A 15,091-nucleotide genomic window follows, 5' to 3' on the forward strand; every position below is an offset into this window, starting at 1 on the left:
TTTGGAACGTACTTTCGTGCTGGTCAAACCAGATGGTGTCCAACGGGGCTTAATGGGTGAAATTGTCCAGCGTCTGGAACGCCGTGGATTGAAGCTGGTTGCCGCCAAATTTCTGCTCCCCTCGCTGTCTTTAGCCGAGCGCCACTACGCCGTCCACCTGGGCAAGCCCTTTTACCCCGGATTAATCCGCTACATCACCTCCGGGCCCGTCTTGGCAATGGTCTGGGAAGGCCCGCGTGCCGTCGACCTCGTACGCCAAACCATGGGCGCCACCCGTCCCTGGGAAGCCGCCCCCGGCAGCATCCGCCATGATTTTGCCGTGGAGATGAGCCGCAACTTGACCCACGCCTCGGATGCGTTGGAAACCGCCGAACAGGAGATCGCCCTGTGGTTCAGTCCGGATGAATTGGTGAGCTGGGAACGCCCCCACGAAAACTGGTTTACCGGCCCCAATTAACGATTTTGTCGAAAAAACCCTAGCACAGAACCGCATCTGTACCGCGGGCCTGTGCTTTTGATTTGTCATGATCGGAGAATGGAGGTTACCATGCCCTTATACGAATACAAATGCGCCGATTGCGGAGCTGTTTTTGATACGTTCCGCTCGTTTAAAGAAGCCGATGATCCCATCCCCTGTAAAACCTGCCGCGGAGTTCATACCCGCCGCCTTCTTTCCCGCGTCTTCGCTTCGGTGGATGGACGCGCGGTCTCGGGCAGCTCCAGCGGCGGTTGCAGCGGCTGCAGCGGCGGTTCCTGCGCTGGCTGTGGAGGGCACTAATCATGCCCGCGGCTGCGCCCCCTTTGGTTTTCATCACCGGCGGCTCCTCGGGCATCGGTCTGGAGCTTGCCCGCCAGTATGCCCGCACCGGGGCCAGCCTTTGCCTGGTGGCCCGCCGCCCCGACGTACTGGCTCACGCCGCCCAAGAGGTGCAGTCCCTCTGCCTGAATCCCGATCAGAAGGTTCACTATCTCACGTTGGATATTTCAAAGCGCGCAGATGTACTTGAAAAGCTCACCGCTTTTCAAGAGTCTGTAGGAATCCCGGATATTCTCATCAACAACGCCGGAAATGTTCAGCCCGCCGAAGCCGTCAATGCCCAGTTAGACGACTACGAAGCCATGATCCAATCCAATTACCTGGGCGCTGTGTATGTAACCAAAGCCTTTCTGCCCGCCATGATCGCCAGAGGCACAGGCTGCATCGTCAACATTTCATCCATGGCCGGGCGCGTAGCGGTTTATGGATACACCGGCTACGGCGCGTCCAAATTTGCCCTGCGCGGGTTTGGTGAGGCCCTCCGTTCTGAGCTTAAGCCCCTGGGGATCCAGGTCTCCAACGTGTATCCAGCCGACACGGACACGCCGCAGTTGGCCTACGAAAGCCGCTACAAACCGCACGTCACCAAAGTGCTGGCCGGCACAGCCAACGTCATGTCCCCCCAGGCCGCCGTCCGTCAGATCATCGCCGGTGTCAACAAAGGCAAAAGTACCATCATTATCGGTTTCGAAAGCAAGCTCTTCGACCGGCTGCACGCCGTCGCCCCGGGCTTATTTAACTGGATCATGGACGGCATCATCGCTCGCGCGCTCCGCGGCCTCCCCCAGGGTGATTCCAAATAAGATCACCACGCCCGCCCAAATCAAGTCTGCCACCAACAAATGCACAATCTGCATCCACACCGGCGCCAATAGGATCACATTTAATCCGCCCAGAAATAGCTGGGCAATCACCAGGCCGCGAACCGCCAGCACCAGCTTGCTCGTGGGGCCGTGCCGTTCGCCGCGAAACTGGGCCAAAGCCACCAGCAGGATAAATCCGCTCACCACCACCGCCAGAACGGGGTGAATCACCCGCAGGCGGATCAGGAAATGCGCTGTCTCCGAAAGGTCCGCCTGAAACCCTTCCACCAGGGACGAGGACGGGAATAAGGTGTCGCCCAGTGCGGTGATCGCCCCGCTGGCCCCCAACAGCACCATTCCCAACGCCCCCAGCAAAACGCTCAGGCTGCGCCACCCGCGCCACCGTAGCCGGTGAGGCTCACCAAACATCACCCACCAGCCGGTGAGTCCCAGGAAAGCCAACAGCATAAAGGTGTTCACCAGGTGACCCGCCATCACCGCCGCTCGCGCCGCCGAATCGTTATCAGCCACCAGGCCAAACAGAACCAGTCCCGCTCCCAGCAGCGCTTCCGTCACAGTGAATGTCAGACTTAATCCCGCCCCCCAGCGGATCAAGCTTCCTCGCGCATAGCGCCGCCGCGTCCATACCACCAAAGCCACCACCAGCACCAGGGCAGCCCCGCTGGTCAGGCGGTGCACAAATTCGATCACCGTTTCCACCGCTTCCGGCCGCGGTAGAATCTCGCCGTTACAGGTCGGCCAATGCGCCCCACAGCCCGCCCCCGATCCTGTTGCACGCACAAACGCCCCCCATAAGATCACCAGAATATTGTAGCCAAACACCACCCAGGGAAAAATCGGCTTGCGAGTGTTCATCCGCACCTCCTCATGTCTATTCTACTGATCGCTCGGGCGTTTGTCCATCTTTGCCGCGGTGAAACCCCATGCAGCGCCGTTCCAGCTTTGAGTGACATTCCTCAAACAATCTTCATCCAAAAATCGTAGCACCCCCACTTTCGGATATGTTATACTTTGTTTTGAATTTATTCACCCCAAAACAAATGAGGAGCATCCATGAAACAGGATTATATTGCCGTATCCGACTTTTCCCCAGCGCAAATCCAGGAAATGCTGGACATCTCGTTGAACTTGAAGAAGGAATTGAAGGCAGGCGGGAATGCGCCGATCCTCAAGAATAAAGTGATGGGGATGATTTTTCAAAAGCCCAGCCTGCGCACGCGGGTGAGTTTTGACATGGCCATGCGGCAGTTGGGCGGCGACGCCCTCTATCTTTCTCCCAATGAAATCGGTCTGGGCCAGCGCGAATCCATCGCGGATGTTGCCCGCGTTCTCTCCGGGTACGTAGACGTCATCATGGCGCGCGTTTTCTCCCACGACCACATTCTCGAATTGGCCAAGTGGGCCAGCGTTCCGGTCATCAACGGCCTCAGCGACTACAACCACCCCTGCCAGGGCATGGCCGACGCCCTCACCATTGTGGAAGAGTTCGGCACCCTCAAAGACATCAACGTGACCTTCATTGGTGACGGTAACAACGTGGCCGTTTCCTTGATGCACATTGTCGCCAAACTCGGCGGCCATTTCACTCTGGCCAGCCCCGAAGGTTACGATCTGTCCGAACAGGCCGTCGCCATCGCCGACAAAATCGCCGAGACCTCCGGCAGCAAGTTCCGCTATCTGCGCGATCCGCACGAAGCGGTAAAGAACGCACATGTGATCTACACCGACACCTGGACCAGCATGGGGCAAGAAGCCGAAGCCAAAAAGCGCGAAGCCGTCTTCCCGCCCTACCAGGTCAATGAAAAGCTGGTGAGTGAAGCTGACAAAAACGCCATCGTGATGCACTGCTTACCCGCTCATCGTGGGCACGAAATCACCGATGAGGTGGCCGACGGCCCCCACTCACGCTTGTTCCCCCAAGCGCATAACCGTATGCACGCCCAGAAAGGCATCCTGGCCTATATCTTCGGCGTCGGAAAATGAGAGAAAGGTTGAAAGCACAAGACTTCATTCAACTCGAAGAACAATTTGGCGCTCACAACTACCACCCTTTGGATGTTGTCATATCCAAAGGGCAGGGCGTTTGGGTCGAAGACGTAGAAGGCAACCGCTACCTGGATTGTTTAAGCGCATATTCTGCGCTCAACCAGGGCCACGTCCATCCCAAAATCCTCAAAGCTCTGGTGGAGCAAGCCAGCAAGGTCACCCTCACCTCGCGCGCCTTCCGCAACGATCAGCTTCCTCTGCTGTATAAAGAACTTTCTGAGCTGAGCGGCTACGAGATGTCGCTGCCCATGAACAGCGGCGCTGAGGCCGTGGAGACCGCCATTAAGGTGGCCCGGAAGTGGGCATACCAGACCAAAAAAGTACCCCGCCACCAAGCCGAGATCATTGTGGCGGCTGGGAATTTCCACGGCCGCACGGTGTCCATCATCTCCTTCTCCACAGAGCCGTCCTACCGAGATGATTTTGGCCCCTTCACGCCCGGGTTCGTCACTGTTCCTTATGGTGACGCGGCCGCCATCCAGAGCGCCATCACACCCAATACCGCCGCCGTCCTCCTGGAACCCATCCAGGGGGAAGGCGGTGTCATTATCCCCCCTGCGGGTTATCTGCAATGCGTCGCCGATATTTGCCGCCAGAATCAAGTCCTCTTCATTGCCGATGAAATTCAAACCGGCCTGGGCCGCACAGGCAAACTCTTCGCCGCCCACCACGAAAACGTGCGCCCTGATATGGTCATCATCGGCAAAGCCCTATCCGGCGGCTTCTATCCGGTCTCCGCAGTATTGGCAGATCGCGACACCCTGGGGCTCATCCGCCCCGGCGAACACGGCTCCACCTTTGGCGGCAATCCTTTGGCTGCCGCTGTGGCACGCGCTGCCTTGCAGGTCATTGTGGAAGAAAAGCTGATCGAAAATTCAGCCGCTCTGGGTGAATACTTCTCCGACCAATTAGCCGAGATCCCCAGCCCGCACATTAAAGAAGTCCGCGGCCGCGGTTTGCTCATCGGCGTTGAGCTGAAACCAGAAGCCAAGGGTGCCCGCCGTTTCTGCGAAGCGCTGAAATCCAAAGGAATATTGGCCAAAGAAACCCACGACCATGTCATCCGTTTCGCGCCTCCGCTGATCATTGACAAGGAAACCATCGACTGGGCTTTGGAACGAATTCGCCCCGTTCTGATGATGCCGTAATTTAAACAACGCAACACCTGGGGTTAACCTATGGATTGGCAGCAAAAATACGCATCGAAGATCTTCACCCCCGATGCCGCAGTTCAAGCTGTGGTTCAATCGGGCAGCCGCATTTTTATGACGGGCAACTGCTCCGTTCCCCAAGAGCTGCTCGCCGCCCTTGTCCGCCACGCGCCCAATGTGCAGGATGTAGAAATCTGCCAGGCTCTGGCCATTTGCGCCGCAGATTACGTGTCTCCTGAGATGGAAGGCCACCTGCGCGTGAACACGCTCTTCATCAGCGCCAATGTCCGCAAAGCGGTGCATGAAGGCCGTGCAGATTTCACGCCCGTGCTGCTGTCAGAGCTGCCGCTCTTGTTCCAGCGCCGCATCATCCCGCTGGACGCCGCCCTCATCCACGTTTCCCCTCCGGATGCGCACGGCTTCTGCACCTACGGCATTGAATCGGGCCTCACCAAATCTGCCGCCGAGGCCGCCAAGGTGGTCATCGCCGAGGTAAACCCTCACATGCCGCGCATGCTCGGCGATACCTTCATCCACCTGGATGATATTGACTACCTCGTGCCCGTCAATTACCCCCTGGCTGAGCTGCGCATGGGCAGCGAAGGCGATCCTGAGGTGGTGGAAAAAATCGCTGGCCACATCGCCGAACGCATCCCTGACGGTGCCACCATGCAGCTCGGCATTGGTTCCATCCCCGACGCGGTGCTTAACTATCTCATGTCCAAAAAAGACCTGGGTCTGCACACCGAGCTGTTCTCCGATGGGGTCATCCGCCTGGTCAACGCCGGGGTGCTCACCGGTGCGCGTAAGAGTCTTCACCCTGGCAAAATCATCGCCGGGTTCGTCATTGGCTCCAACGAGCTGTATCAGTGGGCCAACGACAATCCCCTCATCGAGCTGCACCGCACCGAATACGTCAACAGCCCCTTCACCATCGCCAAAAACGACCGCATGGTCGCCATCAATTCAGCCATCGAAATTGACCTGACCGGCCAGGTGTGTGCCGACAGCATCGGCCCCAAACTGTACAGCGGTGTGGGCGGTCAGCTGGATTTCATCTACGGCGCATCCCTCTCCAAAGACGGCCTGCCCATTATCGCCCTGCCCAGCACCACCACCCTGCGGGACGGCACCGTCATTAGCCGTATCACCCCCATGCTCAAGCAAGGCGCCGGCGTGGTCACCTCCCGCAACCATGTCCACTACATCGCCACCGAATACGGCATGGTGGACCTTTACGGAAAAACCATCCGTCAGCGCACCCAACTGCTCATCTCTGTCGCCCATCCCGATTTTCGCGATGAGTTAACCCATCAAGCTAGAAAATTGAATTACCTCTAGCCGCCCGGAAAAGAGGATTCTGCTATGCTCGAACGTAAAGCGAAAATCGTAGCGACGATTGGTCCCACCAGTCAGGATGAAGCCGTCTTTCGCCGCCTGGTGGAGTCGGGTTTGGATATTGCGCGTTTGAATTTTTCGCATGGAACCCATGCCGAACACGCAGAACGCATTCAGACCATTCGCAAGGTCTCGGCTGAACTGTGCAAACCCGTGGCCATCCTCCAGGATCTGCAAGGCCCCAAACTGCGCGTCGGCAGCCTTCCACCCGAAGGGGTCGAGTTGGTCGCTGGCAGAACCCTCGTTTTAGCTCCCGTCGACAGTTCGCCAGCCGAAATTCAAGCGCCCGCCGGAGCCACCATCGTTCCGATGGACGTGCCCAATCTGGTCAACAGTCTGCAGCCCGGTAATCGCATCCTCCTGGATGACGGCCAGTTGGAGCTGCAAGTGGTTCGCCTGGGGAATAATTTCATCGAAGCGGAAATCGTCCTCGGCGGCATCCTCAAATCGCACAAAGGGGTCAACCTTCCCGGTGCCAATCTCGATATCCCCGCCTTGCAGCCCAAAGACCTGCAAGATCTGGCATTTGGCTTACAGCAGCAAGTAGACGCCGTCGCCATCTCCTTTGTGCGCACCGCCGAGGACATCGAAAAAGTTCGACGTGCCATCCGCGAACTGGACCCCAGCCAGGCTGACCTGCCCATCATCGCCAAATTGGAACGCCCCGAAGCCATCGAGAATCTGGAAGGGATCCTGAAAGTGGCCTACGGGGTCATGGTAGCCCGCGGCGACCTGGGGGTCGAAACCTCCCCTGCCTCGGTGCCCATCATGCAAAAGAAAATCATCGAAGCGGCGAACCGCCACGGCCGCGTGGTCATCACCGCCACGCAGATGCTCGATTCCATGATTCATAATCCTCGCCCCACCCGCGCCGAAGCCTCAGACGTCGCCAATGCCATTTTTGACGGCACCGACGCGGTCATGCTTTCCGGTGAAACCGCCAGCGGCAGCTACCCCATCGAAAGCGTGATGATGATGGATACCATCGTCCGCGAAGCCGAGCGCAATTTTGCCCAGTGGGGTCATTGTGACGACGTCCGCGAAGAGCCTGCCGATGACGATGCCATCTCCATCACCCGCGCAGCGCGCGAACTAGCCCACGACCGCAACGTCACAGCCATCGCCGTTTTCACAGAAACCGGCCGTACCGCATTATTAATGTCCAAAGCCCGCCCCAAAGTGCCCGTCATGGCTTTTACCCCTGATGAGCGCACGTTACGCCGACTAGTACTCTATTGGGGAGTCACGCCCTTCCTTGTGCCGTTCTCATCCTCAGTGGAATCCATGTTGACCCACGTGGACAACGCCATTGTCGCCTCCACCTCTGTCCGCGCGGGGCAGCAGATTGTCATGATCTCGGGTTTTCCGGTTGGAGCGCGCCGCCCACCCAATTTTGCCATCTTACATACCGTCGGCGCGCGTTACTAGCCCGCCGCTTACCCGAAATCCAAGTGCCGTGGTCTACGGCACTTGGATTTTCAACGTGTAACGCTGATTCCATCTGCTTCACCGCTGAAAGCCCCGAGGGCTAAATGAAAGTCAGAAAACTGGATACCGAAAACAAACGAGACCGTTCCAAATTCATCCAATTTGCTTTTGACCTTTATCATGAATCCCCTTATTGGGTGCCCCCCATTCGTTCCGATCAAGAAGCTCAGCTCAACCGTGGTAAGCACCCTTTCTACAAGCATTCCATTGCCGACTTCTTTGTCGTAGAAAGCGGCTCCCAGGTCGTCGGACGGGCAGCCGTGCTTCACAACCGCAAATTCACCAGCCATCACCAGGACCCGGCTGGATTTTTCTATTACTTTGATTTCATCGAAGATCCCCAGGTCGTGCAGCAGCTCAGCGGAGCCTGCCTGGATTGGTGCCGCCAGCACGAGCTCACCAGTCTGCTGGGCGCGCGCGGCTTTACGCGTTCCAGCGGGGTCGGCGTTCTCGTCGAAGGCTTTGAGTTCCTGCCCGCGATGGGCATCGCATACAACTACCCTTACTACGGCCCCCTACTGGAAGCCGAAGGATTCGTCAAAGAAACGGATCACCTCTCCGGTTATCTTTCCGTCGAACACCAGCCTCCACCTCAAATTTATCAGATCGCCGAAAAAGTCAAACAGCGCGGGAACTTCTGGGTTAAAAGCTTCACTTCAAAAGCGGAAATGGCCGAATGGATCCCCCGAGTCAATCAGGTGCACCACGAAGCCTTTCTAAACAATCCCAATTTCATCCCCTCTACCGATGAAGAATTTGTGGAAATGGCGCGCACCATGATCCAAATTGCCAACCCGCGCATGATTAAACTGATCGTCCACGGAGAAAATGAGGTTGCAGGTTTCATCATCTCGTACCCAAACATCTCCAAAGCCCTCCAGCGCACCAAAGGACGAGTTTTCCCCTTTGGTTGGATCGACCTGCTGTTGGAGAAAAAACGCACCTCCTTGGCGGACCTCAACGGCGTAGGCCTCTTGCCCCGCTACCAGGGCCTGGGCGCCAATGCCATGCTCTATGTCGAACTCGAAAAAACCCTTCGTTCGGTTCCAGGGTTAAAACAAGTGGAAATCATCCAGGTGGACGAGCGAAACTTCAAGAGCCGCTCCGACATGGAAAATATGGGTGTGACCTGGCAAAAACGCCACCGCACCTACCGCCGCCGGATTGAACCTTAGCACGACCATCCCTTATCCATCAGGAGTGACGATGAGCCAATCCCTCGAAGTCAGCAGCGTCGATTCCCCTCGGACCCGCCCATTAAAAAGGATCACCAAGATTTTTTACGGCTCTGGTGATTTTGGCCGCGCCAGTTTCAATACCCTACGGCAGATCTTTTATGCCATCTTTTTGACCGATGTCGTCGGCATTGACCCCCGTCTGGCGTCCATTGCCGCTCTGGCTGGCATCGTTTGGGATGCCATCAACGACCCTCTGGTGGGCGCCATCAGCGACAATGTGCGCACTCGCTGGGGCCGCCGCCGGCCTTTCCTCATCCTCTTCTCCATCCCCTTTGCCCTGGCTTTTATTCTGCTGTGGTGGGCACCACCCTGGCACAGTCAGGGTCTGCTCCTGCTGCATGTCACCCTCGCCTACATGGTCTCCGACACCATCCAAACCCTGGTCACGGTACCCTATCTGGCCCTCACTCCCGAATTGGCCGAGGATTATGACGATCGCACCTCGCTGACCAGCTTCCGCATGTTCTTTAACCTGGTGGCTTCTATGGTGGCAGCCGTCGCCGCCCCCTCCATCGTTGATGCCTCTGTCAAAGCCGGCCATACCTTACAGCAGGGGTACATCACCGTCGCCGCCATCTTTGGCGGCATCGCTGTTATCCCCTTCTTTCTGATCTTCTTCACCGTCAAAGAACGCCCCATCTCCAACGAAGTTCAAGAAGAAACCCTCACATTCAAGCAGACCCTCCAACTGCTGTGGGCCAACACCCCCTTCCGCTCTGCCACCGGCATCTACGTCCTCAACTGGATTTCGGCGGATGTCGTTTCCCTCATGATCCCTTATTACTTGCTTTACTGGATCTCCCAAGGGGACTTCCTGGCGAAAATCAACATCTTTGGCCAAAAGGTAGCCACAGAATCCGTCGTCTTGGGCGTGCTCATGCTGACTGCCACACTCACCGTACCTTTCTGGAACCACATCGCCCACCGATTTGGAAAGCGCAGCGCCTATATCAGCGGGATGGCCATGTGGGTCATCGTTCAAATCAGCATCTTCTTTGTCTACCCCGGCAGCTACGGTCTCATGATCGGCCTCATCGTCCTGGCCGGCATTGGCATTTCCAACGCCCATATTTTGCCCGAATCCATCTTTCCAGATGTGATTGACTGGGACGAGCTGAGGACCAATCACCGTCGCGAGGGCATGTATTACGGTGCGATTAATTTCATTCGCAAACTTTCCTCAGCCCTCGCCATCTTTATCTCCCTTCAGGTGCTGGGTTGGTTTGGCTACCAATCCCCGCCGGAAGGGGCGGTCATCTTCACCCAGTCCCCGCAAACTCTCACGGTCATCCGCCTGCTCACCGGCCCCCTGGTGGCCGTTTTCCTGGTCGCCGCCATCCTTTTCGCCTGGAACTATCCCCTCAACCGTGAAAAGCAGGCACGCATCCGACGCCTGCTGCAAAAGCGGCAAAAACAGCCTCAGACCGCTGCCGTCTTACTCCATAAGGAGATCTAGCAGTGAAACCGATCCTCTCCGCTCAAGAACTCTCCGCCCACCTTGGCGACCCCTCCTGGGCAGTTGTGGACTGCCGCTTCGACTTGATGCAGCCGGAGTGGGGACGCCAGGATTTTGAGAAAGCTCATATCCCTGGGTCGCTCTATGCTGACTTAAATCGGGACCTGGCTGGCCTCCACACAGCACAGACCGGCCGCCACCCCCTGCCTGAGATCCTCACTTTCCGCCAATTTCTCGCGGCACAGGGACTGTCGCCGGATAAAACCATCGTCATGGTAGATACGGCTTTTGGGGCTTTTGCCGCCCGCCTATGGTGGATGCTGCATCAAATTGGCTATGCGAATATCGCTCTCCTCGACGGCGGTTGGGCTCAATGGCAAAAGTCCGGTCTGCCCGTGGAATCTGGCCCCGCCGCACCTGTTTCCCTGCCCCTTTCCGCCATTCCGGAATTCACCACCTTTGGTGCTGTCTCCCTCCAGGAAGTCGATCAAATCCGCCTTTCCCCCCACCATAAACTCATTGATGCTCGCGCTCCCATCCGTTTTCAAGGCAAAGAAGAAACCATCGACCCCGTGGCCGGTCACATTCCAGGGGCGGTCAACCGTTTTCACGGCCAGAACCTTACCAACGAAGGATTGTTTAAAACCCCTGAAGAGCTGCACGCCGAATTTTCCCAGCTTTTGGCGGGAACCCCACCGCAAAACGCGGTCGTCTATTGCGGCTCTGGCGTCACCTCCTGCTTCCATCTGGTCGCCATGAAATACGCTGGCCTGGATCTTGCCCGTTTATACTCTGGTTCCTGGAGCGAATGGATCCTTGACCCCCAACGCCCCATTGCCGTGGAATAATGGCACAAGTAATTGAACGAAAAAATCACCGGCCTGGGGATCATCGCTGCCCAGGCCGGTGATTTGGTTTAAAGATCTCAGTTTAGAACATGCTCGCGTTCAGCGCATCAATGCTTTCGCGCGTCGGGCGCAGCCGGTCAGAACTCATCCGGTTCAAGGCTTCATCCGGCAGATTATACAGGTCGTACATCGAAGGCTGTTCAGTGTTGACGTAGATTAAACCGGTCAGCAAGATACCATTCTTTTCAGCCTCGTCCATCATCGCCAGCGCTCGCCAACGGTTGGAGGGGTCGTAATCGCTTTCCAGCTTCTTCAGCACCAGGCGTGAGCCGTCGAACAGCTCCACCTCGCGCACAGATCCCTGCTCGAAGTCTTCAATGGTGATTTCTTCGCGCGCCGGCACAAAAGTGATATCGTGCAGCGGTGTCTCGTGCGCCTTCCCATACACATACGAATGCAAGGACTCATCATGATTGTGGAAGGTCACACACGGGCTGATGATGTCAATCACGGCGATGCCGCGGTGGCTGAAGGCCGCCTTGATCAATTCCTTCACCTGCTTGGGATCGCCCGCAAAAGAGCGCGCCACAAAGGTCGCATTCGCCACCAAGGCTTCCATGCAGATATCCACCGGCGTATACGGGTTATGGCCTTGTTTTTTCAACTCCAAGCCTTTTTCGGCCGTGGCCGAGAACTGCCCCTTGGTCAAGCCGTAAACCCCATTGTTTTCCACAATGTACACAAACGGTAAGTTTCGCCGCACCAGATGCTTGAACTGCCCCATCCCAATGCTGGCGGTATCCCCATCGCCGCTCACCCCAATGCCCTTCATCCGGTGGTCGCCAAACATCGCGCCCAAAGCCAGCGAAGGCATACGGCCGTGCAGACCGTTGAAGCCGAAGGATCGTCCTAAAAAGTACGTCGGGCTTTTGGAAGAACACCCAATCCCGCTGAATTTTGCCACCTGTTCCGGGACCAAATCCAGCTCGTAGCAGGCCGCCACAATCTGGCTGGCGATGGAATTATGGCCGCAACCCTGGCAAAGCGTGCTGGGTGCGCCCTTATAGTCATTACGAGTAAGGTTCGCAGCGTTAACTGAACCGCGACCAGCTTCGGCAATTTGTTCGCTCATGGTTATTTTGCCTCCTGGGTCATAATCTGTTCCCGAATCCACCGTGCCGTCAGGGGTAAACCGTCCAAATGAGAGACCTGGATCAGGTGCGTCGCCAGTTCAGGGTTATCCAGGGTCAGCAGCTGCTTCAGCTGCCCATCGCGGTTCAGCTCCACCACATAGGTCCGCTCGTGATTGCGGATAAATTCCTTCACTTGTTGGCTGAACGGGTAAGCCCGCACACGCAAATAATCGGTGGGCAAATCTTCGGCCAGCATTTGATCCCGTGCCTCAATCACCGCCGCATCCGCCGACCCCATCGAGATGATCCCGATCTTGGCGTTGGGCATGGTGTGAACCTCGGGCAGCGGCAGATGTTCGCGGCTGCTTTCAAATTTCGCCAACAGGCGGTTCATCATCCGTTCCCAAACATCCGGCTCTTCGGTGTATCGGCCGAATTCATCATGACCGGTACCGCGCGCGAACCAGGCGCTGCGCGGGTGGCGGTTGCCAGCCACCGTGCGGTACGGGATAAAATCGCCGTCCACATCCAGGTAGCGGCCCCACTGCCCGTTGCCGCGCTCAATCATCTTCTGCAAATCTTCTTCCCACAGCACTTTCCCGCGGTCCATCGGCTCGTTGGGGTACTCAAATTTCTTACACATCCACTGATTCATGCCCAAATCCAGGTCCGACATCACGATCACTGGCGTCTGGAAATGTTCGGCAATATCCAGGGCGCGCCAACCAAATTCAAAGCATTCGGTCACCGACCCCGGAATTAAGATGATAAAGTTGGCATCCCCGTGGCTGATGAACGCCGCCTGGGTCAAGTCGCCCTGCGCCGTGCGCGTCGGCAGGCCCGTGCTCGGCCCCACCCGCTGCACATCCCACACCACCACGGGCGTTTCGGTGTAGTACGCCAGACCCATGTATTCCGACATCAGGCTCAGACCAGGCCCAGAAGTCGAGGTCATCGAGCGCAGCCCAGCCCAGCCCGCTCCAATCGCCATGCCGATGGCAGCCAGTTCATCTTCCGACTGCACCACCACACAGGTGTCTTTCCCCGTCACCGGGTCTTTGCGCAGCATCGGTAAATATTCCTGGAAGGACTCCGCCAGCGAGGACGCCGGGGTGATCGGGTACCAGCCCACAAACTGCACCCCGCCGTAAATCGAACCCAGCGCACCCGCCGCGTTGCCGTCCGCCATGATGTAACCCTCGGTGGCGTTCATCGGCTCCACCCGGTAGTTGTCTTTCTTCTCCAGGTTAGCCTTGGCCCATTCTGCCGCCGCCACAACCACATTGTAGTTGGACATAATCGCAGATTTTTTGCCCTTAAAGTGGAAATCCAAAGCCTGGTAAATTTTTTCCAGGTCAATTCCCAGCAGGTTCGCCAGCACACCTACATACACCATATTGGCGATGTAATCGCGCAGTTTGGGGGGGACTTCCGCATCTTTAGTCAGTTTCTTTACCGGCATCGGGTACACGTGAATATCCGTGCGCGTCACTGCCAATTTGATATCATCTGGGTACAACAGCACCCCACCCGGCACCACATATTCCTGTTCTTTCGAAAAAGTAGCGGGGTTCATGGCCACCACAATATCATCTTTTTCCAACCGGGCCAGATACCCTTGTTTGCTGATCCGCAAGGTAAACCAGGTTGGCAGACCTTGAATATTGGAAGGGAAAATGTTCTTGCCGGTCACCGGAATACCCATCTTGAACAATGCCCGCAGCAAGGTGGTGTTTGCCGTAGCGCTGCCAGACCCGTTCACGGTCGAAAACGTGATGCAGAAATCGTTTACGATCGCTTGGGTCTGCTGATTTTCCGTTACGGCAGTTGGTTCTTGGGTCATAGAGTCTCCTTGTAGGTAGATCAAAGAGGTAATAGGGTCATTCAAATTTTTGACGCAAAACCGGAGGCTTATTGCGCTGTGCCAACAAGCCTATATGCTCAATCATAATGTTGTAGCCGCCTTCAAAATTACCCGCACAGATCGCTTCGACCATCTTTTCGTGATACAGCCACACCTGCTGCAAATACGCGATATCCGTGTAAACATCCAGGCCAGCAGCCTCATACAGATTCCAATACGCCTCCAGCAGCCCAAACACAAAGGGATTCTCTAGGCGCCGGTAGATTAACAAATGCAATTCACGATGTTCCTGATGGGGAATTTGCGGAACCGGCAGTCCTAGTTTTTCCTTGGCACTCTGCACCAAGGTCCGCATCTGCGCATAATCCGCCGCCGTCAGAAGACTGACTGCCTCAAACCAATAGGAGGTCTCAATGTGATAGCGCAAATCTGAATAATGCTGGTAATGGTTCGCATCCACCGCCAACGCATACGCCAGGCTGGTTTCCGCCGCCGGGCGAAAAGAATACGGCAGACAGCGGATACCCGTTCGGGGCTTCACTTCCACCAACCCCAAAGCTCGCGCCACCTCCAACTGCTCCCGAAGCGCAGCAACGCCGACCCCCAATTCACGGCTGAGGTCGGCTAAAGAAGGAATCTGCTGACTGTCGCTCTGAGAACTCTGCGCCAGGTACTTTAAGAAATCAGAAAGCTGATCAGCGTAGCTGCGGTCGCGTGCCATGTCGCTCTTTCGTCAGAATAATTTAATTAATCTGATGAATCTGACTAAAAAGAGTATAGCACGCCCTGATGGAACTGTCAATAATCTGATAAATTACATAAATCACC

Annotated in this window: 14 protein-coding genes; 10 read left to right on the forward strand and 4 right to left on the reverse strand. The window is 56.6% G+C overall.

Features of this window, described 5'->3' with window-relative positions; all coding sequences use genetic code 11:
- Position 1: 1 nt before the first annotated feature.
- From ndk to ADN01_RS06705, 3 genes are all read left to right on the forward strand, one after another.
- The gene (ndk, locus tag ADN01_RS06695) at positions 2–457 is read left to right on the forward strand and encodes a nucleoside-diphosphate kinase (protein WP_062418521.1); all 456 of its coding nucleotides are present in this window, start codon (positions 2–4) and stop codon (positions 455–457) included.
- A 90-nt stretch (positions 458–547) separates the two neighbouring features.
- Positions 548–778 (forward strand): FmdB family zinc ribbon protein, encoded by a 231-nt coding sequence (locus tag ADN01_RS20315; protein ID WP_062418522.1) that lies wholly within the window; start codon positions 548–550, stop codon positions 776–778.
- Positions 779–780: 2 nt separating this feature from the next.
- Complete coding sequence (locus ADN01_RS06705; RefSeq protein ID WP_062418523.1) at positions 781–1,620, forward strand: SDR family oxidoreductase; 840 nt, start codon at positions 781–783, stop codon at positions 1,618–1,620.
- Here ADN01_RS06705 and ADN01_RS06710 read toward each other — a convergent pair.
- The gene (locus ADN01_RS06710; RefSeq protein ID WP_062418524.1) at positions 1,549–2,496 is read right to left on the reverse strand and encodes a COX15/CtaA family protein; all 948 of its coding nucleotides are present in this window, start codon (positions 2,494–2,496) and stop codon (positions 1,549–1,551) included. The two genes, ADN01_RS06705 and ADN01_RS06710, sit on opposite strands and share 72 nt — an antisense overlap.
- Before the next feature lie 198 nt (positions 2,497–2,694).
- On the opposite strand from ADN01_RS06710, the gene argF reads away from it, so the two are divergent.
- The 7 genes from argF to ADN01_RS06745 all read left to right on the forward strand — a co-directional run bounded on the left by argF (position 2,695) and on the right by ADN01_RS06745 (position 11,266).
- Positions 2,695–3,624, forward strand: a complete 930-nt coding sequence (argF, locus tag ADN01_RS06715) for an ornithine carbamoyltransferase (protein WP_062418525.1) — start codon at positions 2,695–2,697, stop codon at positions 3,622–3,624.
- 8 nt (positions 3,625–3,632) lie between these two features.
- Positions 3,633–4,835: an ornithine--oxo-acid transaminase gene (gene rocD, locus ADN01_RS06720; RefSeq protein ID WP_082142809.1), complete on the forward strand. Its 1,203-nt coding sequence runs from the start codon at positions 3,633–3,635 to the stop codon at positions 4,833–4,835.
- Between the two features lie 30 nt (positions 4,836–4,865).
- A complete protein-coding gene (locus tag ADN01_RS06725) occupies positions 4,866–6,179 on the forward strand; it encodes an acetyl-CoA hydrolase/transferase family protein (RefSeq protein ID WP_062418527.1) in 1,314 nt (437 codons plus the stop codon).
- A gap of 24 nt (positions 6,180–6,203) precedes the next feature.
- Positions 6,204–7,664 (forward strand): pyruvate kinase, encoded by a 1,461-nt coding sequence (gene pyk, locus ADN01_RS06730; RefSeq protein WP_062418528.1) that lies wholly within the window; start codon positions 6,204–6,206, stop codon positions 7,662–7,664.
- 104 nt (positions 7,665–7,768) lie between these two features.
- A complete protein-coding gene (locus tag ADN01_RS06735; RefSeq protein WP_062418529.1) occupies positions 7,769–8,899 on the forward strand; it encodes a hypothetical protein in 1,131 nt (376 codons plus the stop codon).
- Between the two features lie 31 nt (positions 8,900–8,930).
- Complete coding sequence (locus ADN01_RS06740) at positions 8,931–10,418, forward strand: MFS transporter (protein WP_062418530.1); 1,488 nt, start codon at positions 8,931–8,933, stop codon at positions 10,416–10,418.
- Between the two features lie 2 nt (positions 10,419–10,420).
- Positions 10,421–11,266: a sulfurtransferase gene (locus ADN01_RS06745; protein ID WP_062418531.1), complete on the forward strand. Its 846-nt coding sequence runs from the start codon at positions 10,421–10,423 to the stop codon at positions 11,264–11,266.
- A gap of 82 nt (positions 11,267–11,348) precedes the next feature.
- On the opposite strand, the gene ADN01_RS06750 is transcribed toward ADN01_RS06745, so the two are convergent.
- The 3 genes from ADN01_RS06750 to ADN01_RS06760 are packed head-to-tail and all read right to left on the reverse strand — an operon-like array spanning position 11,349 to position 14,984.
- The gene (locus ADN01_RS06750) at positions 11,349–12,398 is read right to left on the reverse strand and encodes a 2-oxoacid:ferredoxin oxidoreductase subunit beta (RefSeq protein ID WP_062418532.1); all 1,050 of its coding nucleotides are present in this window, start codon (positions 12,396–12,398) and stop codon (positions 11,349–11,351) included.
- A gap of 2 nt (positions 12,399–12,400) precedes the next feature.
- A complete protein-coding gene (locus tag ADN01_RS06755) occupies positions 12,401–14,242 on the reverse strand; it encodes a 2-oxoacid:acceptor oxidoreductase subunit alpha (RefSeq protein ID WP_062418533.1) in 1,842 nt (613 codons plus the stop codon).
- A 37-nt stretch (positions 14,243–14,279) separates the two neighbouring features.
- On the reverse strand, positions 14,280–14,984 hold the full coding sequence (locus ADN01_RS06760; RefSeq protein WP_062418534.1) for a FadR/GntR family transcriptional regulator: 705 nt from the start codon (positions 14,982–14,984) through the stop codon (positions 14,280–14,282).
- Between the last annotated feature and the right edge of the window lie 107 nt (positions 14,985–15,091).

It is taken from the genome of Levilinea saccharolytica (assembly GCF_001306035.1).
Taxonomy (GTDB): Bacteria; Chloroflexota; Anaerolineae; order Anaerolineales; family Anaerolineaceae; genus Levilinea; species Levilinea saccharolytica.

Bases quoted from the DNA above. Each gene is read 5' to 3' on its own strand.
- ADN01_RS20315 (WP_062418522.1), top strand. From the start codon at position 548: ATGCCCTTATACGAATACAAATGCGCCGATTGCGGAGCTGTTTTTGAT.
- ADN01_RS06705 (WP_062418523.1), top strand. From the start codon at position 781: ATGCCCGCGGCTGCGCCCCCTTTGGTTTTCATCACCGGCGGCTCCTCG.
- ADN01_RS06710 (WP_062418524.1), bottom strand. From the start codon at position 2,496: ATGAACACTCGCAAGCCGATTTTTCCCTGGGTGGTGTTTGGCTACAAT.
- argF (WP_062418525.1), top strand. From the start codon at position 2,695: ATGAAACAGGATTATATTGCCGTATCCGACTTTTCCCCAGCGCAAATC.
- ADN01_RS06725 (WP_062418527.1), top strand. From the start codon at position 4,866: ATGGATTGGCAGCAAAAATACGCATCGAAGATCTTCACCCCCGATGCC.
- pyk (WP_062418528.1), top strand. From the start codon at position 6,204: ATGCTCGAACGTAAAGCGAAAATCGTAGCGACGATTGGTCCCACCAGT.
- ADN01_RS06735 (WP_062418529.1), top strand. From the start codon at position 7,769: ATGAAAGTCAGAAAACTGGATACCGAAAACAAACGAGACCGTTCCAAA.
- ADN01_RS06740 (WP_062418530.1), top strand. From the start codon at position 8,931: ATGAGCCAATCCCTCGAAGTCAGCAGCGTCGATTCCCCTCGGACCCGC.
- ADN01_RS06750 (WP_062418532.1), bottom strand. From the start codon at position 12,398: ATGAGCGAACAAATTGCCGAAGCTGGTCGCGGTTCAGTTAACGCTGCG.
- ADN01_RS06755 (WP_062418533.1), bottom strand. From the start codon at position 14,242: ATGACCCAAGAACCAACTGCCGTAACGGAAAATCAGCAGACCCAAGCG.
- ADN01_RS06760 (WP_062418534.1), bottom strand. From the start codon at position 14,984: ATGGCACGCGACCGCAGCTACGCTGATCAGCTTTCTGATTTCTTAAAG.